This is a genomic window from Paenibacillus sp. FSL H7-689 (assembly GCF_000517905.1).
GTDB lineage: Bacteria > Bacillota > Bacilli > Paenibacillales > Paenibacillaceae > Paenibacillus > Paenibacillus amylolyticus.
The window spans coordinates 453,160-477,490 of record NZ_ASPU01000015.1 but is presented as its reverse complement, the minus strand read 5'-3'; the positions used below and the strand labels follow the sequence as shown (position 1 = coordinate 477,490).

Genomic DNA, 24,331 nt, shown 5'->3' with positions numbered 1-24,331 from the left:
TATCCCCATCGGCCTTGCCATATACTTTGAACAGGAAGGAAAGGAGTGATTCTTGTGGAACTGTTTGCTGTATGGACCGATGTATCGGGGCAAGAGGAAGCGGATCAATTTTATCGTTGTGTCAAGGAAAAAACCAAAGGTTTACATATAAGTAAAAGAGGATTTCGGCTCACCTTCAAACATAATGATGGAAGAGCAACCTGGGTGTGCAGAGGGAATGAGAATCACGAAGACTTCCAGCAATGGCTTCCCCGGATCAGTGATCTGCTCTCCCTTGGACTCGCCGACTTCATTATGGAGACACAAGAACGGAGCATGGTGGAGGATATGATCGCCAAGGCGTGTTCTGTCATGGATGAGCATGAGGTGGAAAAGGTCAATCGAATCTGCATGCCACTTCTATTAAATGGTGATCTGGATCAGCCCGGACTTCGAGAGCGCCGTCGTACTACGTTAGCCAGTGGACTACGGCAGGACCTAGAGGATGTTCACTTTTTTCACCTTGAAGGCATTATCAACTTCCGCATACGGCCATATAAGCAGGAGCTTCAGGAATTAGTGGAGTATGCGCTGGATGAGTTCTGGATGGATCGGCAGTATGAAGAGTTTATGGGGTTGTTAAAATATTTTGTGTTTTTTCAAGAAGCCAAAGTACCTCTGGTTCATCTTGTACACAAGGGAATGCATGAATTTCAGGTCCTGGATGCTGGACTTAATCTGTTACCCGTGCAAAAGGATGAACAGGTCGTTGTGGAAATGCCGGGTCTTGAACTGGAGATGGATATTGAAGATATGATTGTAAGTACACTCATCTCAATCTCTCCTGAGAAGGTCATGCTCCATACACGCACCCCGGATCTGCCAATCATCTCGACCATATGCCAGATCTTTGAAGACAAAGTGCAAATATGTCATCATTGCCCGGAATGCGAAGTGTTGCGCTCAGGATTGTTGACAGGTCTTGACGCAAGTGATCTCGGCAATTATAATAACTGTTGATCCATGAATTTTTCATGTGAACCATTGAACCAAAAGCGTTGACAAAGACAACAACCACACGCAAGATCGGTGCAGAGAGAGGAACCTAGGCTGAAATTTCCTCCGGATATCACGTATGGTTTACCCCTTTGTAGCTGCAATTTTGAAAGTGGAGTTAGAATATCGCCTTTATTGGGGATTATCCGCGAGTAAGGATCTGCCGGGTCATGCCCGTTATCGTCATGCCAATGAGGGCTGTATTTCCGAATATGGATGAATCAGCTGAATTAGGGTGGAACCACGAGTATATATCACTCGTCCCTTTGCCGGGACGGGTGTTTTTTGCGTTCCTTTGCAAAATGACTGGAATAGCAATAGATAATCAGTCCATAAATATCTGGACACGAAGGTTACATTAACAGGAGGAATGAGACAAATGGCAGTGAACATTAAATTACCGGATGGTTCGGTACGTGAGTACGCGGATGGCAGTAGCATTGAGGACGTAGCCGCTTCAATTAGCAGCGGATTGCGCAAAAATGCCGTAGCCGGCAAGCTGGATGGTATCGTGGTGGACTTGTCCACAACACTTCATGAAGGAGCATTGGTGGAGATCGTAACTCTGGATTCACCAGAAGGACTTGAAGTGATGCGTCATAGTACAGCTCACTTGATGGCTCAAGCAGTGAAACGTTTATATGGTAACAAAGAGGTACGCCTCGGTATCGGCCCTGTCATTGAAGATGGTTTCTACTATGATATGGACCTCGAACATGCGCTCAATCCTGAAGATCTGCAAAAGATCGAGAAGGAAATGGAACGTATTGTGAATGAGAACTTGCCAATTGTACGTAAGGAAGTTAGCCGCGAGGACGCGATCAAAACGTTCGAAGAAGTGGGCGATCCTTACAAACTTGAGTTGATTCGTGATTTGCCAGCGGACAGCGTGATTACGATTTATGAGCAAGGTGAATTCTTCGACTTGTGTCGTGGCCCTCACGTACCATCAACTAGCAAAATCAAAGTGTTCAAACTGATGAATGTCGCGGGTGCTTACTGGCGTGGAGATAGCAAAAACAAAATGCTTCAACGTATCTATGGTACGGCTTTTGTGAAAAAAGCACAGCTGGACGAGCATTTGCACTTCCTCGAAGAAGCTAAAAAACGGGATCACCGTAAGTTGGGTAAAGAGCTGGAAATGTTCACATTCTCCCAACTGGTCGGTCAAGGCTTGCCAATCTGGTTGCCTAACGGTGCGAAGCTGCGCCGTACTCTGGAGCGTTATATTGTGGATCTGGAAGAAAGCCTGGGATACCAGCATGTATACACACCAGTTCTGGGTAACGTGGAATTGTACAAAACATCTGGACACTGGGAGCACTACCAGGAAGATATGTTCCCGAAAATGGTAATGGATAACGAGGAACTTGTTCTCCGTCCAATGAACTGTCCTCACCATATGATGGTGTACAAGTCCAGCATGCACAGCTACCGTGATCTGCCAATCCGTATTGCAGAGCTTGGTATGATGCACCGTTATGAAATGTCGGGGGCATTAACAGGTTTGCATCGTGTACGTGCAATGACACTGAACGACTCACACATTTTTGCACGGCCGGATCAGATCAAAGAAGAGTTCGCTCGTGTTATCGAGTTGATTCAAACAGTCTATAAGGATTTCGGTATTAACGAATACCGTTTCCGTCTGTCCTATCGTGATCCGCAGGATACCGAGAAATACTTCCAGAACGACGAGATGTGGGAGATGTCCCAACGCATGCTGCGTGAAGTTGTGGAAGAACTTGACCTTCCATTCTATGAAGCTGAAGGTGAAGCGGCGTTCTACGGTCCGAAGCTGGATGTACAGATCAAAACAGCTCTGGGCAAAGAAGAGACATTGTCTACGGTTCAACTGGACTTCCTGTTGCCTGAGCGCTTTGAACTTGAATATGTGGGCGATGACGGACAGAAACATCGTCCAGTCGTTATTCACCGCGGTGTAATTAGTACAATGGAACGTTTCACAGCATTCTTGCTGGAGAATTTTGCAGGAGCTTTCCCATTGTGGTTGTCTCCGGTACAGGCAAAAGTGATCCCGGTATCCGGAAACTTCGACGATTATGCGCGTGAAGTGGAAGCGAAACTGAAACGTGCGGGAATCTCTGCTGAAGCCGATCTGCGGAACGAGAAGCTTGGATATAAAATCCGTGAGGCGCAGCTTGAGAAAATGCCTTATATGTTTGTTGTTGGTGAGAATGAGCGTAATGCAGAAGCCGTATCCGTGCGTAAGCGGGGAGAAGGCGATCTGGGCATGAAACCGGTCGATGAAATTATCGCTCAATTGAAAGAAGAAATTGCAACACGTTTGGTATAAATGAACAAATGATTTATCAGATAACCAGTGCATAAGTTGCGCTGATCACTCTGCATAACGCTTGAATGACATGGGATTGACCTATGTTATTCAGGCGTTTTTTCGTAGTGTTTGCAGTAAAAAGTATAGATTAATTGCTTTTTGGAAAACCTTTGCAGTGAGGGGGAGGTTATACAATGAAAAAGCAATTCTCAATTCAAAAGAAACATATACGGGGTTTATTGGTTGGCTGTGTAATATTCGCCGGGATGATGATCAACCTGAATCAGGCGGATGCCTATACATTTGAAGAGGAAAGTACAGTACTGCATGTCGAGAGTCAGAGCAGCGGCATTGAAGGTCCAATTATTGAAACTTCGAGCAAGTCTGATCAAGAATTTCCGGAACAGGTTAGCCATCAATACAGCGATGAGGCTCAGTTGACGACCATGGTGTATATGGCTTTATTGTGGTCACCACAACCAATGGTCATTCCAAGACCTGAGCTTCCAGAGAAACAAGTGGCAGATCCGTCTATGCCGGTGCTTGCTCCGCGTTCAGAACAAATCCTGGGTACACAAAAGGTTACAGCAACGGGATATACGGCAGGTGTTGAGTCTACAGGAAAAGGACCCAAACATCCTCAATACGGAATTACGTATTCCGGTGTCAAAGTACGTCGTGATAAAGAAACAGTTTCCACGATTGCAGCTGATCCAAAATTATTCCCAATGGGGTCCATTCTGTACATTCCGGGCTATGGTTACGGAATTGTTGCAGATACGGGTTCAGCGATTAAAGGTAATAAAATCGATCTGTATTTCCCGACAACCAAGCAAGTGTACAAAGAGTGGGGCAAAAAAGATGTGGAGGTACAGGTGATCAGGCAAGGCGCTGGGAAATGTACAGAGAAGATGCTCAGCGAGTTGGCCGATGCAATCGATGTGTACAAATCTGTACCGGATTCGTGGTTGGACAAGGCCATTTAATTTCACATGTTGAACATGAATAACTGAAGTGCTCTCTTCACATAATACTGACTGGGGACGAACCCCGCGGTGCAGCAATGCATCGTAAATATGAAGAGAGAGGTGATTCGTTGTGGCTAAAAAATCACAAGGGTACCAAACGCCAAACGAGAAGTACAATGCAGAGTTTGGAGAAGAGAATGCAGCAGCAAAAGTGAAGCAATCCGCTCAAAACAAAGTACAAGATAATTTCCAAACACCTGATGAAAAATACAATGCCGAGTTCGGTGTAGAAAACACAGGCCAAACTGGCCAAGGTCAAGGCAAAGCATCGAAATACAAAAAATAATTGAAGATTCATTAATCAAATGATGATTCAGCACCCTGGAGCAGCAGCTCCGGGGTGTTTTACATATGCGAAGTTTTTTACATTAATATCCTCCCATCTCAGTCTCGAGACCGAGATGAATTCCACCTGCCGCCGCTGTTCTCATTGTCTTGTCTGAGTTACACTGATTACATAATACAGACAAAGGAGACATGAGCGATGAAACGATCGACGCGTGACCGCTGGTGGGTTGGCATACCTCTTATTGCTATTGGTGCGATGATCTTGTTCAGACAATTGGGATATGACATTGATGTAGGATATATTTTCAGAACATATTGGCCGTTATTTCTAATCTGGTGGGGGGTCAAAGGAATCTCCGAGATTCGTCGCAACGGGGGTTACGCCTTTATAGGACCGGTAATTGTACTGGCAATTGGTGGTTACTTTCTTGCCCGTAACCTGGGATGGATTGATTACTCCATGGGGGAGTTCATTCGTTATCTGATCCCGGTTATGCTGATTGGCGGAGGATTGTTCGTACTGATCGGGCCACGACGTCGTGATCGGAAACATCATGACAAGATGCAGCCACCTCCAGCACCTGAGCAACCTTATAAACCGTTGGCTCCGGAGGATCTGGAGATGCCGTCGTCGTTTGACGAACAGTTCGAGAAAACATTTGGCAAACCAAAACAGGAACAGAAAAACGATGCACATGGCCCTCACTTCACAGGATCAACGGATTCATCATCACAAGGGCATCAATATAAGAAGAAACATCAATCGTATAACTCTAACGATACGGGATATGGAGAACATTATGATGATGGCTACGGAAATGGTTATGGGGATTATGGCAGTGGCAATACCATTAATAAATCGGCGTTCATCGGTGATCTGTACATGGGGCAGGAAGTGTTCTCGTTAAAACCAATGAACATCTCGGCTTTTATCGGAGATACTGTAATTGATTTGACCAAGGCACAGATTCCTTATGGGGAGACGAAGATTGTCATTTCTTCATTTATTGGGGATGTGAAAGTATTTGTACCAGAAGATATGGATCTGGGTGTGACGGTGACGACAAATTCCTTCATTGGAGATATGTCACTGTTGAACCAGAAACGCGGCGGATTCCTGAGTAGTGCCCAGGCTGAAACTGCCCATTACCATGAAGCAAGCAAAAAAGTACGGATTATTGTAAGTGTGTTTATCGGAGACGTCAAAGTGAATAAGGTGGGTTAATGCATGATTCGAACAATTCTCAAGGCCAATAAATGGGAACTGATGATGTATTTTGCGCTAACTGGTCTGATTACGCTGGGCGGATTCTATCTATTGTATGGAGAGGTGTTGATGGGGGCTGGTCGTCAGCGGGCATGGACCTATGTTGCTGTTGTTGTGCTGGCCACCGTTATCACCGGATATATCGCTGCATTACGACTCCAACGCAAGATCGACCTGCTTGATCTCAACATGTTGAAAGTGTCCAAGGGTAATCTGGCGGTGCGCATGCCTGAAGCGGATGACGCTTCGTTTGGTCGTGTCTATCAGGAGTTCAATGTCATGATGGATTCGATTGAGAAAAAGATGAGACTGCTTCAGCGCCTCGGTGAGCAGGAAGTCATTGAGAAGGAGCAAGCCTCGGAGCGGGCTGTGCTTGAAGAGCGCAAACGAATGGCAAGGGACCTCCATGACACGGTTAGCCAGCAGCTGTTTGCCATGCATATGTCGGCTTCGTCCTTACCGCGACTGCTGGAGATGAATCCGGAACATGGTGGCAAAGTACTGGACCAGTTAATCCAGATGTCACATATTGCACAGCGTCAGATGCGAGGACTGATTGCCCAACTTCGACCGGTGGAGCTGGAAGGGCGTGACCTCACCGCAGCACTGGATAGTTGGTTTCCTGATTATTGCAGGCAGAATGGTCTTAAAGGTGTGAAAGAGCTGGAACTGGATGGCGGAATCTCGGATGCCATTGAGCACCAGCTGTTTCTTGTTATTCAGGAGGCGGTTGCCAATGTTGTGAAGCATGCAGAAGCGGGAGTGGTTAGTCTGTCCATACGGGAGAGTGAACATCAGATCAGCATGAGCATCAGCGATGATGGTCAGGGATTTTTACAGCAAGCGGAGCGTCCGGGTTCATACGGGTTATCTACCATGCGTGAACGGGCGGAGAAGCTTGGGGGGCAAGTTCAGATTATATCGAAACCGGGAGCGGGAACGACGGTACGGGTATTGATCCCGAAATTCCCGAACGTTGCTGAGTGAACCAGAGGGGGAGACGCAATGAGTGGTAAAGTAAACGTGATGATTGTGGATGACCATGATATGGTGCGCATGGGGTTGAAAACATATCTGATGCTGGAACCTACTTTTCATGTGATGGGAGAAGCGGGCCACGGGCAAGATGCGCTTGATCAGTTACGTAAGTTAAATGATAGTGAAATGCCGGACCTGATCCTGATGGATCTGATGATGCCTGTAATGAATGGCGCTGAAGCAACAAAAGCCATCATGACTGAATTTCCAGGGATGAAAATTGTGATGCTCACCAGTTTCCTGGAGGATGATCTGGTTGTGCAAGCGATTGAAGCGGGTGCGGTAAGTTATGTACTGAAGACAGTCTCTGCTGAAGAACTGATCTATGCTCTGCAAGGGGCATATAGAGGCATGCCTGTTATGACAGGTGATGTTTCGCAGGCGTTAACCCGGGGAATCAGACAACGTACAGCGAGAGAGAGTGAATCGGGTCTGACTGAACGGGAGAAGGAAGTGCTGCTGCTTATTGCAGAGGGAAAGACCAACAAAGACATTGGAGAAGAATTACATATCAGTATCAAAACCGTCAAAACACATGTAAGTAACCTGCTGATGAAATGTGAGATGGACGATCGTACACAGTTGGCCATCTATGCTCATCGTCAGGGATGGGTGAAAACGAAAGGGTAAAATGCTGTCGTGACGGGGAAAAGAGTCTATTCTTATGTGCTTTTATCTCCTTTTTAATTGTTTTTAAGGTACGGTTAAGGTTTAAAGTACAAAATAAGGACAGTTAAAGAATATCTCTTGGGAATAAGAGATTGGGAGGTAGAGAGGCATGGACGAACGCAACTATAGATCGAACCGTCAAGACGAGGAAAACGAAACCAAACAAACGGAGAATCGCAATTCTTCCGGAACGGACGAATCCTCCTATTATTATTCTTATGGACCTTTTCAGTCCGTGAATCAGGAAGATACAGCAAATCACATGGGAAGCACTAATCAGCGTGAAGAAGGAAATGTAGAGATTACAAAACCTGATCCGGTGAGACCCGTACCTACTTACTATAATAGTGAACCATCCGAACAAGCGAAAAGATCATCAGCAGGCGGCGGAAACGGCTCAGGTAACGGTGGAGATCAAGGGAATGGCGGCAAAGGCAACTGGAACTATAATAACCGCAAGCCACGTTCTTCCGTAAGATCACTTCTATTTTCCTTTATTGCCGGGATGCTGGTCATCACCGTTCTCATGTACACAGCTGATAGAACAAACATGTTCACACCGGAGACGGCACTTACGAACACAGACAATCAAAGTTCAGGACAGGAAGCGTCTACAAACACAGGCGGAGGCAACAATGTCACAGCGTCGTTACTGCCAACAGGCAAAGAAGATGTGTCTTCCGTAGTAACAAGTACAAGTCCGGCTGTCGTCAAAATCGAAACACTCGCGAAGCAGTCCTCACGTACAGGATTGGGTCAGGGTGGATCAAATACAAGTGATCCGCTGTACCAATACTTCTTTGGTAATGGGGGCGGAACGGAAGGCAATCAAGGCCAAAGCCAGCAACCACAAAGCGGTAATCAGCTTGTGCCTATGGGCATTGGTTCCGGGTTCATTTTTGACAAAGAAGGATATATCCTGACGAACCAACACGTTGTTCAGGGTGCAGATGTAATCCAGGTAACCCTGGAGAACAACAGCAAGCCTTATGAGGCTAAATTGCTGGGAAGCAGCTTTGATCTGGATTTGGCTGTATTGAAAATTGAGAAAAACAGTGGTGACGATGCGTTCCCTGTAGCTCCACTGGGTGATTCCAACAGTACTCAAGTCGGTGAATGGCTTGTAGCTATTGGTAATCCTGAAGGATTCGAACACACGGTTACAGCAGGTGTACTGAGTGCCAAAGAACGTACGATCAGCATTCCAGATGAAGAAACAGGAAAAACACGTGAGTACAGCCATTTGTTGCAAACAGATGCTTCGATTAATCCGGGTAACTCCGGTGGTCCGTTGCTTAACCTGAATGGGGAAGTTATCGGAATGAACGTTGCAGTAAGCGCAGATGCACAGGGAATTGGTTTTGCAATCCCGTCGAGCGTCATCTCTGAAGCCGTTAAATATCTTAAAGAGAACAAAGAAGTTCCCAAAGAGCCAGTACCCTTTATCGGTGCGTCTCTGATGGCTCTCACGCCTGAAGTTGCTAAACAAATGGGAACAGACGTTACCGAAGGTTCAGTTGTAGCCAGCACGATCTTCCAATCACCGGCTTACCAAGCAGATCTTCGTGCATATGACATCATCACAGGTGCCAATGGTACGCCGTACGCGACAAGTCAAGATCTGATTGATTTTATCAAGAAACAGGAAATCGGTAGTGAAGTTACACTGAACGTGGTGCGTGATGGTAAAAAGATGGATTTGAAAATCAAAATCGGCAACAAAAATGATTTTGATACTTCACAAACCACAGATACACAACAGCAGCAACCATAAATATCGGGCAAGGATTAACACAACGGAAGGGTTTGAAGGCCCTTCCGTTTTTTTGCCCTGATGAAGCAGGGTTACAATGGACCAGGACGGATTGGAGACGCCTACTTGAAGATGCAGATTGTGCTTCTGCCTGTTACAATGGGATAAAACGTTAGGATAAAGGAGAAAGACCACCATGCGCTCAACTATTTTGATTGTGGATGATGACGAAAAAATTGTATCCATGCTCCGCCGGGGGCTGGCTTTTGAAGGATATGAGGTACAGACGGCTTCCAATGGAGCCGAAGGCCTCAGCAAACTGATGGACAAGGAGCCGGACATCGTTGTGCTGGATGTGATGATGCCGCAGATTGACGGATTTGAGGTATGTCGCAGATTGAGAGAAGCAGGCAGCAAAGTGCCTGTGCTGATGCTTACGGCCAAGGATGAAGTACAGAGCCGGGTGACCGGACTGGACACAGGAGCCGATGACTACCTTGTAAAACCTTTTGCGCTGGAAGAATTATTGGCACGTGTCCGTGCATTGCTACGCCGCAAGTCAGATAGTGCGGGTACGCCGGACAACCGCTTAATGTATGAAGATATCATTTTGGACAATGACTCACGTGAAGTATTGCGAGATGGGCAGCGTCTGGAGCTGACTGCCAAAGAATTCGAACTGTTGAATCTGTTCATGCAAAATCCAAGACGGGTACTGTCCCGTGATCTGATTATGGATAAAATCTGGGGTTATGATTACAGCGGTGAGTCTAACGTGCTTGAAGTATACATTGCCATGCTCAGACAGAAGACTGAAGAATACGGTGGCAAACGTCTAATCCAGACCATCCGGGGAGCCGGTTATATTCTGAGAGGTGACTCCTGACATGTCCATTCGGTTAAGACTAACCGCATGGTATTCTGGTATTCTGGCCGCCGTGCTTATTTTTTGGGGCGTTGTCATCTATGCCTTTGTTTATTTTAATTCCTATCAGGAAGTCGAACAGCAATTAAAGGTGAAAAGTGCCCGGATTACGGATCAAATTGGTGTAAATCCTCTTTCGCAGTCGTTGGATCTGGACCCATTTACAGAGAGCCAGCTTCAGGAGGCACAAATTTACATTCAACTCTGGGATTATCAGAGTCGCTCAGGCATAATTTCCGGCAATATGAAAAAACTGGAGATTCAGTTTCCGGTATTAAAAGCCAATGAAATTCTTGAAAAGCGAGGCATATCCAAGATCTATGTGGATGGTACACCGTTTCTGGTGAATCAGCTTCCCCTTTCTCTTCAGGGTACCAATGAAGTACGTGGAATTCTTCAGGTTGGTGCGAATGTAAGTTCACAAGAGCGCTTGCTGGAAGCGTTGCTTAATATTTTGGTTTTTGGCTGGCTGGTAGCGATGGCCCTCGCTATTACCTCAGGTCTCGTCTTGGCTCGCAAGTCGATGCGTCCGCTCGTGACTGTCATTGATGCCGCCAATCAGATTCAATCTGGAGATGACTTAAGTGTACGTATTCAATATGCTGGGCCGAAGGATGAGATCGGGCGTCTGATTGAAACGGTGAATAATATGCTTGAACGTACAGAATTGTCATTCCGTGGTTTGGAGGAGACGAATGCTGCCCAGCGCCGCTTTGTATCCGATGCATCGCATGAACTGCGTACGCCGCTGACCACCATTCGCGGGAACGTAGACTTCTTGAAGAAGCTGTGGGATCAGGAAGGAAGCGACCGACCGAATCTGGATGAGGAGACTGTCAAACAAATGTCGCTGGAAGCCATTGAAGATATGGCGGACGAGGGAAAACGTATGAGCAGGCTGATCAGCGACATGTTATCGCTGGCGAGAGCGGATACGGGTCAGAAAATTGAACTGAATCCGATCCCGCTGCAGATACTCGTACAGGAAGTAGCACGCAGAGCACAATTTCTGGATCGTCAGGCAGACTGGCTTCCAGGAGATTTTTCCATCCTGAACGGCATTTATGTGAATGGTAGCAAGGACTATCTGCAACAGATGCTGTTTATTTTCATCGAAAATGCGTTTAAATACACACCTGAAGGCTCTGTGACGCTGGATGCCGTATTATACAAGGGCCAGGTGGGACTACGCATTAGCGACACCGGTATTGGGATGGATCGGGACGAAGTGCCGTTCATCTTTGATCGTTTTTATCGGGCAGATGAATCCCGCGGGGCTACACCGGGCATAGGTCTGGGACTTTCGATTGCGAAGTGGATTATTGAGGAACACCATGGATCGGTTGAGGTTGTGACCAGACGTGGAGAAGGAACCACCTTTATTATCTGGTTGCCGGTTGTCTTTGCTCCGCCTATCGAATAAAGGTATAATAGACAGGACTGCAATTACATCGGCAACGTTGCCGAGAAAGAAAGCGGGTGGCAACCAAGTGGAAGTACTACGAATTTCGCCGCGGGGATATTGTTACGGCGTTGTGGATGCGATGGTGCTCGCGCGTCAAGCGGCACGCAATCTGGATTTACCACGACCTATTTATATATTGGGTATGATTGTGCATAACCAACATGTGACGGATTCCTTTGAAGATGAAGGTATTATTACATTGGATGGTCCGAACCGGATGGATATTTTGAGCCAAGTGGAGAGTGGCACGATTATTTTCACAGCTCACGGTGTATCTCCTGAAGTGCGCAAGTTGGCACGGGACAAAGGATTGACAACAGTGGATGCAACATGCCCTGATGTCACCAAGACCCATGATCTCATTCGGGAGAAGACGGCAGAAGGTTATCAGATCATCTATATCGGCAAAAAGAATCACCCTGAACCAGAAGGTGCCGTTGGTGTTGCACCAGATCTCGTTCATCTGATCGAGAAGGAAGAAGAGATCGAAGAGCTGAACGTATCTCCAGGCAAAATCCTTATTACAAATCAGACAACGATGAGCCAGTGGGATATCAAACACATTATGAGCCGTCTGCTGGAGAAGTTTCCGGGCGCAGAGATTCATAATGAGATTTGCCTTGCAACTCAGGTTCGTCAGGAAGCTGTTGCGGAACAGGCAGGTCAGTCGGACCTGGTTATCGTGGTGGGTGATCCTCGCAGCAATAACTCTAACCGTCTGGCACAAGTGTCGGAGGAGATTGCGGGTGTTACGGCCTACCGTGTATCTGATGTTTCCGAGATTCAGCAAGAATGGCTGAAAGGTGTAAATAAGGTGGCGGTTACTTCGGGTGCATCAACACCAACACCGATCACGAAAGAAGTCATCCTTTACCTGGAACAGTATGAACATGACAAGTCGGAGACGTGGGAGATCAAACGTACCGTGAACATGAGCAAACTGTTGCCTCCAGTTAGAGAAAAAACACGTACACCTTAGGGCAAAGGAAATGTAAAAGTAAGTCTGAATTAAAAACGAGATGTGATTGAGAAGAATCCTGTTATGCAGATCCGAATGTCGGAGCCTGCGGAGCAGGATTCTTTTTGTATATGGATAAGGAATGTGTACCTTGACGCAATCAGATAACTATGGTATATTCACTTTAACGGATAAAAGCTTAAAAGCGAACAAGCGTTTAAGCGAGACAGAGTTTTTAAATTTAATCAGACGCACATTAAGAAATGATTGTGCTCTCATACAAGGAAGGATGGGAATTAATATGATCGTTATTGCAGGCAAAGCTACACCGGAGGAACAGATTCAGGATATCGTTGCAGTTATTGAAAAAGAAGGGCTTCAGGTGCATATCTCTCGCGGAGAGGATCGTACTATCATTGGTTTGATTGGTAAAGTTGAACCTAAAATGCAAGAGCATCTTCGCCAAATGAAAGGTGTCGAGAATGTCGTTAAAATCTCGAAGTCTTACAAATTGGCAAGTCGCGACTTCCATCCGGAAGATACGGTGATCTCCATCAAAGGTGTAGATATCGGCGGAAAAGAACTTGTTGTCATGGGCGGACCATGTGCGGTTGAATCCGCTGCACAGATTGATGAGATTGCAGGGCTTGTGAAAGCTGCTGGTGGGCAAGTGTTACGTGGTGGTGCATTTAAGCCTCGTACGGGTCCTTACAGCTTCCAGGGAACGGGTGTAGAAGGATTGATCATGATGGCGGAAGCAGGCAAGAAACATGATCTGCTGACCATTACAGAAGTCATGACACCTGAGTATGTGGATATTTGCGCCGAGTACGCAGATATTCTGCAAGTAGGCACACGTAACATGCAGAACTTTGACCTGCTCCGCAAATTGGGTGAGTGTGGCAAGCCGGTATTGTTGAAACGTGGTTTCAGTGCGACATACGATGAATTGTTGAATGCGGCTGAATACATTCTTGCGGGTGGTAACCCAAATGTTATGCTGTGTGAACGTGGTATTCGTACGTTTGAATCCTACACACGGAATACGCTGGATCTGTCCGCGATCCCTGTTCTGCAGTCTCTGAGCCATTTGCCGGTTATTTCTGACCCGAGCCATGGTACTGGACGACGTGAACTGGTGGAACCGATGACAAAAGCTTCCGTTGCTGCGGGTGCCAATGGCTTGATCATTGAAATGCATACCGATCCGGATAACTCCATGACAGGAGATGGTGTGCAATCCTTGTTCCCTGACCAATTCGCTAACCTATTGCAGGATCTGGAGAAATTGGCACCAATCGTGGGTAAATCATTCAGCACAGCCAAACAGCCGGCAGAATTTTTCCCGGCACGTGTAGGCGTTTAATAAGAATTTCATAGTCAAGGTCTGGATCATCATCCGGGCATCTCCTCTGATCTCGTTCATTGCAACGGAATCAGATAGATGCTCGGTTTTTTGCATATTTTGCAGTTTTGAACGTATTTATTAATCAATAGTGATAAGAAACATTTATGATGTGAAGTTTTTCCCATGATTTAGGTTAAAATAGGGGTCGCTTTACCGCATTAAACCAGTTAAATGTATATAAAAATAGTTGTTATATGAATTTATGTTATTTATAAAGTGTGAGTATATCTAACATCCCTTCAAAAAATACCTTACATAAGTATTGACGATGTTATGTTTTAAAATTTATAATGACGACAGAAAAAAATTCGAATTTAGACATTTTCTTAGTGGGGTTGTTTAATGTTCGGAATATTTGGGAGGACGAATACATGTCGGTTGAAAACGTATTGAAATCAATTCAAGAGAACAACATCGAGTGGGTAGATTTTCGTTTTGTAGATTTAGCTGGTCGTGCACATCACATCTCGTTGCCAGCTTCGGCTGTTGATGCAGACACGTTCGTAAATGGAGTAGCTTTTGACGGTTCTTCTATCCAAGGTTTCCGCGGAATTGAAGAGTCCGATATGGTTATGATGCCAGACCCTGAAGCGACTTATGTCGATCCGTTCACTGCACACCCTACATTGAATGTTATGTGTGATATCTTCACTCCAGATGGCGAGCGTTATGAGCGTGACCCACGCAGCATCGCTGTTAAAGCAGAAGCTTATTTGCAAGAGAGCGGTGTAGGTACAGCGGCATTCTTCGCACCTGAATCCGAGTTCTTCATCTTCGACGATGTACGTTATGAGAGCGGCACGAACAGCTCTTCCTACTTCGTAGATTCAGAAGAAGCTTCTTGGAATACCAACCGTCAGGAAGAAGGCGGAAACCTTGGTTTCAAAGTACGCACTAAAGGTGGATATGTTCCAGTAGCGCCAGTGGATACACAACAAGATATTCGTAGCGAAATGTGTCGCCTTTTGGAAGAAGCGGGCCTGTCTATCGAGCGTCATCACCATGAAGTGGCGACAGCGGGTCAAGCCGAAATCAACTTCCGTTTTGATACACTGAAGAAAACAGCAGATAACCTGCTTGCATACAAATACATCGTGCACAACACGGCACGTCAATATGGTAAAGTAGCAACATTCATGCCAAAACCATTGTTCGGTGATAATGGTAGCGGAATGCACGTTCACCAATCCATCTTTGATGGCGATTCCCCATTGTTCTATGACAAAGCGGGATATGCTAACCTGAGTGAAATGGCTCTGCACTACATCGGAGGTATCTTGTACCATGCTCCGGCACTGATCGCTTTGACTAACCCTAGTACAAACTCATTCAAACGTCTTGTACCTGGTTACGAAGCACCAGTTAACTTGGTTTACTCCAAAGGTAACCGTTCCGCAGCAGTTCGTATTCCTGTTGCAGCTGTGACGCCAAAAGGTTGTCGTATCGAGTTCCGTACACCAGACTCCACAGCTAACCCATACTTGGCATTCTCCGCAATGTTGATGGCGGGTCTGGATGGAATCAAACGTAAAATCAACCCAACTGAACTTGGATATGGTCCGCTCGACAAAAACATCTATGACCTGTCTGATGCAGATAAAGAAAACATCCGCAGTGTGCCAGCTTCCCTCGAAGAAGCACTTGATGCATTGGCAGCTGATAATGAGTTCTTGACTGAAGGCGGCGTATTCACAAAAGAATTCATTGAAAACTACATCAACCTCAAACGTGATGAAGCAAAAGCAGTAGCGATCCGCATTCATCCGCACGAGTACAGCCTCTACTTCGACTGCTAATCGGTCGAGGTCGGAACAGTCCTTGTTCCAACTTAAAGCCTCCGGGACACGCTCTCGGAGGCTTTTCCTTGAATTAAACAATGTAGTGCTTTAACTTTGCAGGGTGATAAAGGAATTTGATGACCTGAATTCAACATTCCAGTGCATATTGCCCTTGAAGCAGATAGAGAATACTGATATCATAGCGATAATATTTACTTTGAGTGCATTTTGCACAAATCCATAGAGCGACTTTCAATAAGTAAGATATAGATCAAAATGTTTCAATTTGTCTATACGTTGGTTGGATCAGGATGCTTCTTCCTGTCCAACTCTTATACCCGTGAGCGATTCTAATCGAATTGTGCAAAATGCTGTTTGTATGTCAGAGTTACGGATGGAAAGGGCGGGGGATTTTGTGACAAAAAGAGCGTATAACTTTAATGCAGGACCTGCGGCGTTACCACTTGAGGTACTGGAGCGTGCACAGGCGGAATTTGTAGATTTTCGTAATACAGGCATGTCGATTATGGAGATGTCTCACCGTGGAGCGGTGTATGAGTCTGTACATAATGAAGCTCAGGAGCGGTTGTTGTCGCTTCTAGGCAGTCCAAAAGGATACAAGGTTCTCTTTCTGCAGGGCGGTGCAAGCACTCAGTTCGCGATGTTGCCAATGAACCTGCTCGGTGCAGGGCAGACTGCAAGTTACGTGATGACTGGCAGCTGGGCGAAGAAGGCTCTGTCTGAGGCGAAGTTGATCGGCGAGACACATGTTGCTGCATCTTCGGAAGCAGAGAAATTTATGAAATTGCCGGATGTTTCGAATCTGAGTTTGCCAGAACGTACGGCTTATGTGCATCTGACTTCCAACGAAACGATCGAAGGTACGCAATTCAAGTCGTTCCCGGATACCGGTTCAGTACCTCTGATTGCGGACATGTCGAGTGATATTTTCTGTAAACCATTTGATCTTAATCAGTTCGGCATGATCTACGCGGGTGCACAGAAGAACCTGGGTCCATCCGGAATTACGGTTGTAATTGCTCGTGAGGAACTGGTGAGCGAATCGCCTAAAACGATTCCAACCATGCTTCGTTACAGCACACATGTAGATAACAATTCCCTGTACAATACGCCACCATCCTTCTCAGTATATATGGTGAATGAAGTATTGAAATGGATTGAAGAACAGGGCGGACTGGCTGGTATTGAGCAAAAAAATACGAAAAAAGCGGAATTGCTCTATAACACAATTGATGGTTCCGGTGATTTCTACCGTGGTTGTGTGGAACAAGAAGATCGTTCCCTCATGAATGTAACCTTCCGTCTTGCTTCTGAAGAATTGGAGAAAAAGTTCATCAAGGCTTCGGAGGAAGAAGGATTTGTAGGTTTGAAAGGACATCGCAGTGTGGGTGGTCTCCGTGCCTCCATTTATAATGCTGCTCCTTATGAAAGTGTTAAGGCACTGACAGACTTCATGAGCCACTTCCAGAAGACAAATGGATAATTAAGTATAGGTACGGTGTAATGGACCTTTGTGTCTTATCCTGTGCCTTACCAGAGCCTTCCACATTGACGTGTGGAGGGCTTTTCTTTAAGATTAGAGGGTTGTCGTCAACATGAAATGAAAAGGAGATTGAACACATATGGCTTTACACATCGTTCTGGTTGAACCAGAAATTCCGGCGAACACAGGCAATATTTCGCGTACTTGTGCGGCAACCGGTACCCATCTGCATCTCGTACGCCCACTTGGATTTCGAACAGATGATGCTACATTGAAACGTGCAGGGCTGGATTACTGGCATGCTGTCCATATTGAATACCACGACTCATTTGCTGAGGTTCAGGAAAAATATCCGGAAGGTCGTTTCTTCTATGCAACTACGAAGGCCAAGAACCGATATAGTGATTTTAATTTTCAGGATGGGGATTTCCTCGTTTTTGGTAAAGAGACTAAAGGCCTGCCACCTGAATTAATTGCTGCGAATCCCGATACATGCATGAAAATGCCAATGACTGGTGACGTTAGATCATTAAATCTGTCCAATTCGGCAGCAATTATTGTATATGAAGCGTTACGCCAGCTCAATTTCCCGGGGTTAGAAGGATAAAATTTGGTTATAAATGACGGCTAGAATTCGGAAAAAAAACATTTTTCAAAAAAAAGGACAAAAAATGTTTATTTCCAGCAGGATTCGACAAAATCTTGGCGAATCTATAAACATAGTACAAATGTACCTAGAAATTTAGAGTAAGATAGGAGAGGTGTGCCGTAGCTATGAAGCCAGCTGGAGTAGTTCGCAAAGTTGACCAATTAGGTAGGATCGTATTGCCTAAATCTTTGCGTAAAAGGTATCAAATGAATGAGGGAGATCCTGTAGAAATCTTAGTACAAGGGGACCATATTATCTTGGAGAGATATCGTCCAAAATGTATTTTCTGCGGATCCATCGAGGAAGTCAACGAGTTCAAGGAGCGTTACATATGCGCACAATGTTTAGATGAAATGACTCAGCTTCCACAACACGGATAAGAAATAACGTCATGGGGTCCATTGACCCCGTGGCGTTTTTTTTGTTTTATTCTCAATTGAATGGCATAATTGCAATTTGAAAAAAAGATAAAATACGTATACTAACCCTGGATGTAAAGGGGTAAAACCTCATTCCACACGGCATTCAGGATGCCTTGCATATTTTCTTCCTCACTATTAATACATATGACAGCTTCCTTTGAGGGAATTATGATACACAACTGACCATAGGCCCCATCGGCGCGGTAAGCGTCATGAGAACACATCCAGAACTGATACCCGTAACCTTTTCCCCAATCTCCGTCTCCAGTCGTTTCGATCTGCTGGGACGTAGCCTGTCGAATCCAATCCGCAGGTACAATCTGTCTGCCTTCCCAAAAGCCCTCCTGCAACAGTAACTGTCCAAATCGACTCAGTTCCTCATTACTTATCCAAAGACCTGCACAGCCAAGCGTTACGCCGAGTGGAGAGGTTTCCCACTCTACATCATGGATGCCAAGCGGATCAAATAACCGTGGAGTCAGGTAATCTTTCACGGTTTGGCCGGTAGCAGCCTGTAGCATGGCTGAGATCATAAACGTATCCCCGCTGCTATATGTAAATTGTTCTCCAGGTACCCGGTCCAGAGGCAGAGACATATAATATTTCGCCCAGTCCTTTTCGGTCAATGAAGCTCGCTCATCAGCCCAAAGAGGGGGAGAGTCATGACCCGAAGTCATTCGGAGAAGATCACGCAGTCTCAATTCTTGCGGCGATGGGAGATTGCGTTGTGCAACGGGTGCATGATCATAAGAGAAATAATCACCAAGTGTCGCATCCAGATGTATCAGACCTTCTTCAAGAGCAAGACCAACGGCCATACACGTGAAGGATTTACTGATGGAATGTTGTACCCTGCGCTGATCCTTATACCGGTCCCAATGGGCAAGCAGATGCCCTTTTTGTAATATGCGAATGGAAAAAACGTTCAATTGTTGCTCCGTAATCGTATGAATGAAACCTTTGAGTTGCTCAGACATATTAACCTCCCTAATATCAGGTGAAACCTGAGTAAAATCGGTTGGTGAAACGTTTCCGTAATTCGAATGCAAAATCAGAACCCATGTTAGTATAAACCTGGTTTGGTGTCAATTAAAGTTGTAATAGTACTTACTAAATTTTCATTTTTTCGTAATAATAGTGTCTTTGGACGCAAATTTAGACTTAAAAGAGCATTTTTTCGAGAAAAAAACGCGAAATTTGTAAAAAGGTTATTGACAGGATTTACTCATCGGGCTTATGATTTATTCGAAACGATTCGAAGAAATCGCTTCCACATTAAAAGTGTTGTAATGAAGTCCATGTGAATCAACGTTGGCTATGTTTTGAAACGATTCGAGAAAATCGTTTCGATAACCCATCGTAATACAAGGGAATCTACAACAGCCTGCAATCCAACGCCAGAGAAACGAATGAGTAAAGACAGCAGGCGATGATGAGAGGAGTTACATTTATGGCACATATAACGATCGAAACTGGATCGCCAACCTTATGCATGAATACCAGCATACATGTTGTGTCCAGTGACTCCGGAGAGACTTCAGGCGGTACACTATATCTGTTGCACGGGGCAGGCGATAATGCGAGTACCTGGCAACGGTTAACCACAATTGAGATGTATGCAGCGCAATATGGCTGTACGATCATTATGCCGGAAGCGAATCGAAGCTATTACACCGATATGGAATACGGCCTGAATTACTTCCACTACATCACTCAGGAGTTACCTGAAATATGCAAGCGTCTGCTCAATCTGAATCCTGATCCGGAGAAAACATACGTCGCAGGTTTATCCATGGGTGGATATGGTGCACTGAAATGTGGACTAACTTATCCAGAGCGATATCGCAAAGTAGTGTCTCTATCCGGCGTAACGGATATCCAGACACGGCTTCATGATCCCCATATGCCAGCGACAATGATCAAGGAAATGAAAGCGGTTTTTGGAGAGCGTTTACAGGTAAAAGCCGATCAGGATATTTACGCACTGTCGGCCAAGCTGCTGGAACAGGGTGTTCCTTTACCGGATATCCTCAGTTGCTGTGGCGATAGTGACCCCTTCGTAGAGATGAATCGCGACTATGCGAAATACATGCAGGGGACTGCCTTTGATTTTCGGTATGTGGAGACGCCGGGGGCTCATGAATGGAAATTTTGGGAGCACCACCTGAGAACGATGTTTGATTTTCTGTACAACGACAAGACCATAGTAGAGTGAGGAGATGCAATGTGAAACCTGCAGCCGAAGGACCTAGCAAAAAGCTGAAGGGAAACGTGAAGGGCAATTCGCTCTGGACTGAAATCTGGAAGCACCGAATGACATACACCCTGCTTATTCCGGGGCTTGTCTGGCTAATTCTGTTTGCCTACATGCCGATGGGTGGCCTGTCTCTGGCATTCAAAGATTACAAGGCCAACCTGGGCATCTGGGGAAGTCCATGGAGCGGATTCGAGAACTTCAAATATGTTTTCCGTGATCCAACCTTTATCGACGCAGTATGGCGTACGCTGTACATCAATATTCTGAAACTGATTATTCAGTTCCCGTTCCCAATTATTCTGGCGCTGTTGCTGAATGAATTGCGGATGCGCAGAGGGAAAAAATTGTTCCAAACCGTTCTTACGTTCCCGCACTTCCTTTCCTGGATCATCGTATCCGGGGTAGTCATCAATGTGCTGGCATATGACGGACTGGTAAATAGCGCGCTCGGATTACTCGGATTGCCAACGATTAACTTCCTGGGGTCTGAATCCAACTTTGTACCCATGTTGCTGTTGACTGATATTTGGAAATCAAGTGGATGGGGCGCGATTATATTCCTGGCTGCCATTTCCGGTATTGATCAGGATCAGTATGAATCAGCACAGATTGACGGGGCTTCCCGTATGCAACAGATGTTCAAAATTACTTTGCCGAACATCCTTCCAACCATCACAATCATGTTTATTCTCTCGGTTGGTGGATTGATGTCTTCCGGGTTTGACCAGATCTTCAACTTGGCAAATGCCGCTACCAAAAATGTATCGGAAGTACTCGATGTATATATCTATCGGATTACGTTCCAGTCATCTACCGATTTCTCATTCTCGACAGCGGTCAGCTTGTTCCGTTCCCTGGTGAATATGGCCTTGCTGCTTCTTGCTGACAGATTTGCCAAGTGGCTTGGCGGAGACGGTTTGTTCCGATAAGAGAGGAGGAAAAATGAGATGAGCAAGAAAGCTAACAAAAAACCGAGAATTGGTACAGAAAAAATGACACTTCTCGATTACATTATTTTCGCCGTATTACTAGTGCTTGCCCTGATGATCCTGATTCCATTCTGGAATGTCATCATGATCTCGTTTGCAACACAAAAAGAATATGCTGACAATCCATTTTTGATGTTCCCTAAAGAATGGACATTGGATTCCTACAAGGCATTGTTCGCTGACGGAACGATTCTGACGGGATACAAAAATACAATTATATTGCTAGTCATCGGCTTGCCACTCAGCTTGTTCCTGACAACAAGCATGGCATATGGCCTTAGTCGCAACAAATTTCCGTTTAAGAAATTTCTCTTTTTCCTGGTACTGTTCACCATGATCTTTAATGGTGGTATCGTACCACTGTACCTGATCATGAAATCACTTCATCTTACAGGTACGCTGTGGTCCGTTATCCTGGCGGGAAGCTTCAGTGCGTTTAACATGATTCTGATGATGAACTACTTCTACACCTTGCCTGAATCACTCATGGAATCGGCGAGACTGGATGGAGCCGGAGAGTGGAGAATTTTGTTCTCCGTTGTTCTTCCGCTGGCTACACCAATTATGGCTACAATCACGTTGTTCTACGGTGTAGCTTACTGGAACAGTTGGTATGATGCGATGATATTCCTTCGAAAAGCGGATCAGTTACCGCTCCAGAATGTACTCCGAAATATTATCGTGACATCTACGACGAATGCATCCAATGCATCCAGTGTGGATGCTGCCCAAGCAAGCAACTTCTCAATGGGTATGAAGATGGCGGCCGTATTTGTCACCATGGTACCAATTATGTGTTTCTTCCCAATGCTGCAAAAACACTTTGCCAAAGGGGTATTAACAGGGGCAATCAAGACCTGATATACGTATAGGATTTTGCAATAAAATTCTACTAAAAACATGGGGGTAAAACATGAAAACGAAAAAAAAGTTGTCAGTAAGAGCTCTCTTTGCCATCACGCTTAGTGTAGTTATGCTGATGGTGACCGCTTGTTCCAGTCAAGGAGCTTCAGGTGGTAACGAAAAAGATGCAGAGGGAAATTACAAAGACAACCTGACCATCTCTGTAGCTAACCTGACAGAAATCAAAAACGGGAACCTGGATAATGACTTCCACAAGTTCTGGACAGACAAATTTAATGTAACTTGGGACTACAACTATATCGATTGGGATTCATGGGGCGAGAAACTTCGTCTGTGGATCAACTCTGGCGACTTGCCGGATGTAGCGGTATGGAACTACGTACATGGCGATGCCATTAACAGCATTGAACAAGGTTTGTTCTACAAATTCCCGGATGACTGGAAAGAACGCTGGCCTAACGTGGCAGCAGCTTACAATTTGACGGGTCTTGGAGACAAGTTGGAAGAATTGACAGGTGGAACATATGTCCTGCCTAGACCAATCTATTTCGAAAACAAACCGGCTGACCCACTCACGAACCAAATTGGTGTCATTGCGCTTCGTAAAGACTGGGCTGAAGCGGTTGGTTTTGAACTGAAAGATGCTTATACAACAACCGAATTGAATGAATATGCTGCACTAGTAAAAGAAAAAGATCCAGGCAAAGTGGGTAACAAACTTGTACCTCTGTCCTACAATGCGGCAGATGCCATGACAAACATGATTATGCCAAACAGTGTGCATGCCATGACTGACTCTCCGTTCTACAAAGGTGAAGATGGCCAATTCCACTGGGGACCAGCAGATCCTGAAACGCTGACAGGACTTAAATTGATGCAAAAAGCCTATAAAGATGGACTGCTCAATCCTGAGTTCTACACATGGAAAAACAATGAAGGTCAAAACAACTTCAAAGTAACAGGTACAGCTGCTGTAACAAGTCTGGGCGGACTGGCTTCGTACAGACAAGGTCTGGATTCCGATATGAAAAAAAATCTGGGTGTAGATAGTGATGAACTGGTACACACAGCAATCGTAGTAGGCGATGACGGTAAATACCGTAACATGGAACAAGCCAACTTCTGGTCTGCATTGATCTTCAATCCGGAGATTAGTGACGAGAAATTCGAACGGATCATGGATCTGATCGATTACTCCGCAACAAAAGAAGGACAGTTGCTCATCAACATGGGCTTTGAAGGAAAAGATTGGAAATATGATGAAAACAACGAACTCGTTAGCTTGTTGCCAGAAGGAACGGTATTGGAAGATAAATATCCAGCACGTTTCGAAGGTCTGTATCTGCTCGGTGACGACTTCAGTGTTGTAAACCCTGCAATCAAAAAAGATTACCGTGATAGAGCCGTGAAATTGTTCGAAGAAAAAGCAAAACTTGGTACAGAAGGCAAATCGCTTGCACCATACGATTGGGATGTCAACCTGTACGATTCCAAAGCTAAGAGTCAGGCTTCATTCGACTACCAGAATGAATATGCCAACTTGATCCTCAAAAACGGAGATCTAGAGGCAAACTGGAAAGAATGGGTAAACAGTAAAATGTCCCTGGTTCAACCTTATCTGGATGAGCTAAACGATAAATTCTAGTAATCATTCAGTAATTAATTTTGAACCCGGTGCGCGGTCTCTCCCCGAACGCAGCCGGGTTCTTTATTTCAACAACTTATAGTGGAGGAT

The 24,331-nt window shown here is 45.4% G+C and carries 21 protein-coding genes; 20 read left to right on the top strand and 1 reads right to left on the bottom strand.

Going from position 1 to position 24,331, the window contains the following annotated elements; genetic code table 11:
* Positions 1–45 precede the first annotated feature (45 nt).
* The 16 genes from C170_RS13035 to C170_RS12960 all read left to right on the top strand — a co-directional run bounded on the left by C170_RS13035 (position 46) and on the right by C170_RS12960 (position 18,444).
* Complete coding sequence (locus C170_RS13035; protein ID WP_051447153.1) at positions 46–999, top strand: putative sporulation protein YtxC; 954 nt, start codon at positions 46–48, stop codon at positions 997–999.
* A 415-nt stretch (positions 1,000–1,414) separates the two neighbouring features.
* Positions 1,415–3,352 carry a threonine--tRNA ligase gene (gene thrS, locus C170_RS13030; protein WP_036610058.1) on the top strand — a complete coding sequence of 646 codons (1,938 nt, stop codon included), beginning with the start codon at positions 1,415–1,417 and terminating at the stop codon, positions 3,350–3,352.
* Between the two features lie 428 nt (positions 3,353–3,780).
* Positions 3,781–4,320, top strand: coding sequence for a 3D domain-containing protein (locus C170_RS13025; protein WP_081595013.1), 540 nt, complete (start codon positions 3,781–3,783; stop codon positions 4,318–4,320).
* A gap of 112 nt (positions 4,321–4,432) precedes the next feature.
* Positions 4,433–4,648, top strand: a complete 216-nt coding sequence (locus tag C170_RS13020) for a hypothetical protein (RefSeq protein ID WP_036610057.1) — start codon at positions 4,433–4,435, stop codon at positions 4,646–4,648.
* A 198-nt stretch (positions 4,649–4,846) separates the two neighbouring features.
* Positions 4,847–5,875, top strand: a complete 1,029-nt coding sequence (liaF, locus tag C170_RS13015) for a cell wall-active antibiotics response protein LiaF (RefSeq protein WP_036610055.1) — start codon at positions 4,847–4,849, stop codon at positions 5,873–5,875.
* Between the two features lie 3 nt (positions 5,876–5,878).
* Complete coding sequence (locus tag C170_RS13010; RefSeq protein WP_036610053.1) at positions 5,879–6,904, top strand: HAMP domain-containing sensor histidine kinase; 1,026 nt, start codon at positions 5,879–5,881, stop codon at positions 6,902–6,904.
* 18 nt (positions 6,905–6,922) lie between these two features.
* A complete protein-coding gene (locus C170_RS13005; RefSeq protein ID WP_017689597.1) occupies positions 6,923–7,585 on the top strand; it encodes a response regulator in 663 nt (220 codons plus the stop codon).
* Between the two features lie 148 nt (positions 7,586–7,733).
* Complete coding sequence (locus C170_RS13000) at positions 7,734–9,398, top strand: S1C family serine protease (protein ID WP_036610051.1); 1,665 nt, start codon at positions 7,734–7,736, stop codon at positions 9,396–9,398.
* Positions 9,399–9,573: 175 nt separating this feature from the next.
* Positions 9,574–10,263 (top strand): response regulator transcription factor, encoded by a 690-nt coding sequence (locus tag C170_RS12995; RefSeq protein WP_036610048.1) that lies wholly within the window; start codon positions 9,574–9,576, stop codon positions 10,261–10,263.
* 1 nt (position 10,264) lies between these two features.
* The gene (locus C170_RS12990) at positions 10,265–11,725 is read left to right on the top strand and encodes a sensor histidine kinase (protein ID WP_036610045.1); all 1,461 of its coding nucleotides are present in this window, start codon (positions 10,265–10,267) and stop codon (positions 11,723–11,725) included.
* Between the two features lie 67 nt (positions 11,726–11,792).
* Positions 11,793–12,746: a 4-hydroxy-3-methylbut-2-enyl diphosphate reductase gene (locus C170_RS12985; RefSeq protein WP_036610042.1), complete on the top strand. Its 954-nt coding sequence runs from the start codon at positions 11,793–11,795 to the stop codon at positions 12,744–12,746.
* A gap of 280 nt (positions 12,747–13,026) precedes the next feature.
* Entirely contained in the window at positions 13,027–14,091 is a 1,065-nt protein-coding gene (aroF, locus tag C170_RS12980; RefSeq protein WP_036610039.1) for a 3-deoxy-7-phosphoheptulonate synthase, read from the top strand.
* A 413-nt stretch (positions 14,092–14,504) separates the two neighbouring features.
* Complete coding sequence (glnA, locus tag C170_RS12975) at positions 14,505–15,929, top strand: type I glutamate--ammonia ligase (RefSeq protein ID WP_036610037.1); 1,425 nt, start codon at positions 14,505–14,507, stop codon at positions 15,927–15,929.
* 397 nt (positions 15,930–16,326) lie between these two features.
* The gene (gene serC, locus C170_RS12970) at positions 16,327–17,415 is read left to right on the top strand and encodes a 3-phosphoserine/phosphohydroxythreonine transaminase (protein WP_036610035.1); all 1,089 of its coding nucleotides are present in this window, start codon (positions 16,327–16,329) and stop codon (positions 17,413–17,415) included.
* Between the two features lie 139 nt (positions 17,416–17,554).
* On the top strand, positions 17,555–18,022 hold the full coding sequence (gene trmL, locus C170_RS12965; protein ID WP_017689589.1) for a tRNA (uridine(34)/cytosine(34)/5-carboxymethylaminomethyluridine(34)-2'-O)-methyltransferase TrmL: 468 nt from the start codon (positions 17,555–17,557) through the stop codon (positions 18,020–18,022).
* Between the two features lie 167 nt (positions 18,023–18,189).
* Positions 18,190–18,444 (top strand): AbrB/MazE/SpoVT family DNA-binding domain-containing protein, encoded by a 255-nt coding sequence (locus C170_RS12960; protein ID WP_036610032.1) that lies wholly within the window; start codon positions 18,190–18,192, stop codon positions 18,442–18,444.
* A 101-nt stretch (positions 18,445–18,545) separates the two neighbouring features.
* On the opposite strand, the gene C170_RS12955 is transcribed toward C170_RS12960, so the two are convergent.
* A complete protein-coding gene (locus tag C170_RS12955; protein WP_036610030.1) occupies positions 18,546–19,463 on the bottom strand; it encodes a serine hydrolase domain-containing protein in 918 nt (305 codons plus the stop codon).
* Between the two features lie 473 nt (positions 19,464–19,936).
* Between C170_RS12955 and C170_RS12950 the strand changes: the two genes are divergently transcribed.
* Genes C170_RS12950 through C170_RS12935 form a run of 4 tightly spaced genes read left to right on the top strand, consistent with a single transcriptional unit; the run spans position 19,937 to position 24,241 of the window.
* Positions 19,937–20,701, top strand: a complete 765-nt coding sequence (locus C170_RS12950; protein ID WP_036610029.1) for an alpha/beta hydrolase — start codon at positions 19,937–19,939, stop codon at positions 20,699–20,701.
* Between the two features lie 11 nt (positions 20,702–20,712).
* Positions 20,713–21,672, top strand: a complete 960-nt coding sequence (locus C170_RS12945) for an ABC transporter permease (RefSeq protein ID WP_017689585.1) — start codon at positions 20,713–20,715, stop codon at positions 21,670–21,672.
* 18 nt (positions 21,673–21,690) lie between these two features.
* Positions 21,691–22,593: a carbohydrate ABC transporter permease gene (locus C170_RS12940; RefSeq protein WP_036610027.1), complete on the top strand. Its 903-nt coding sequence runs from the start codon at positions 21,691–21,693 to the stop codon at positions 22,591–22,593.
* Positions 22,594–22,645: 52 nt separating this feature from the next.
* Complete coding sequence (locus C170_RS12935; protein ID WP_036610025.1) at positions 22,646–24,241, top strand: ABC transporter substrate-binding protein; 1,596 nt, start codon at positions 22,646–22,648, stop codon at positions 24,239–24,241.
* The last annotated feature ends 90 nt before the right edge of the window (positions 24,242–24,331 follow it).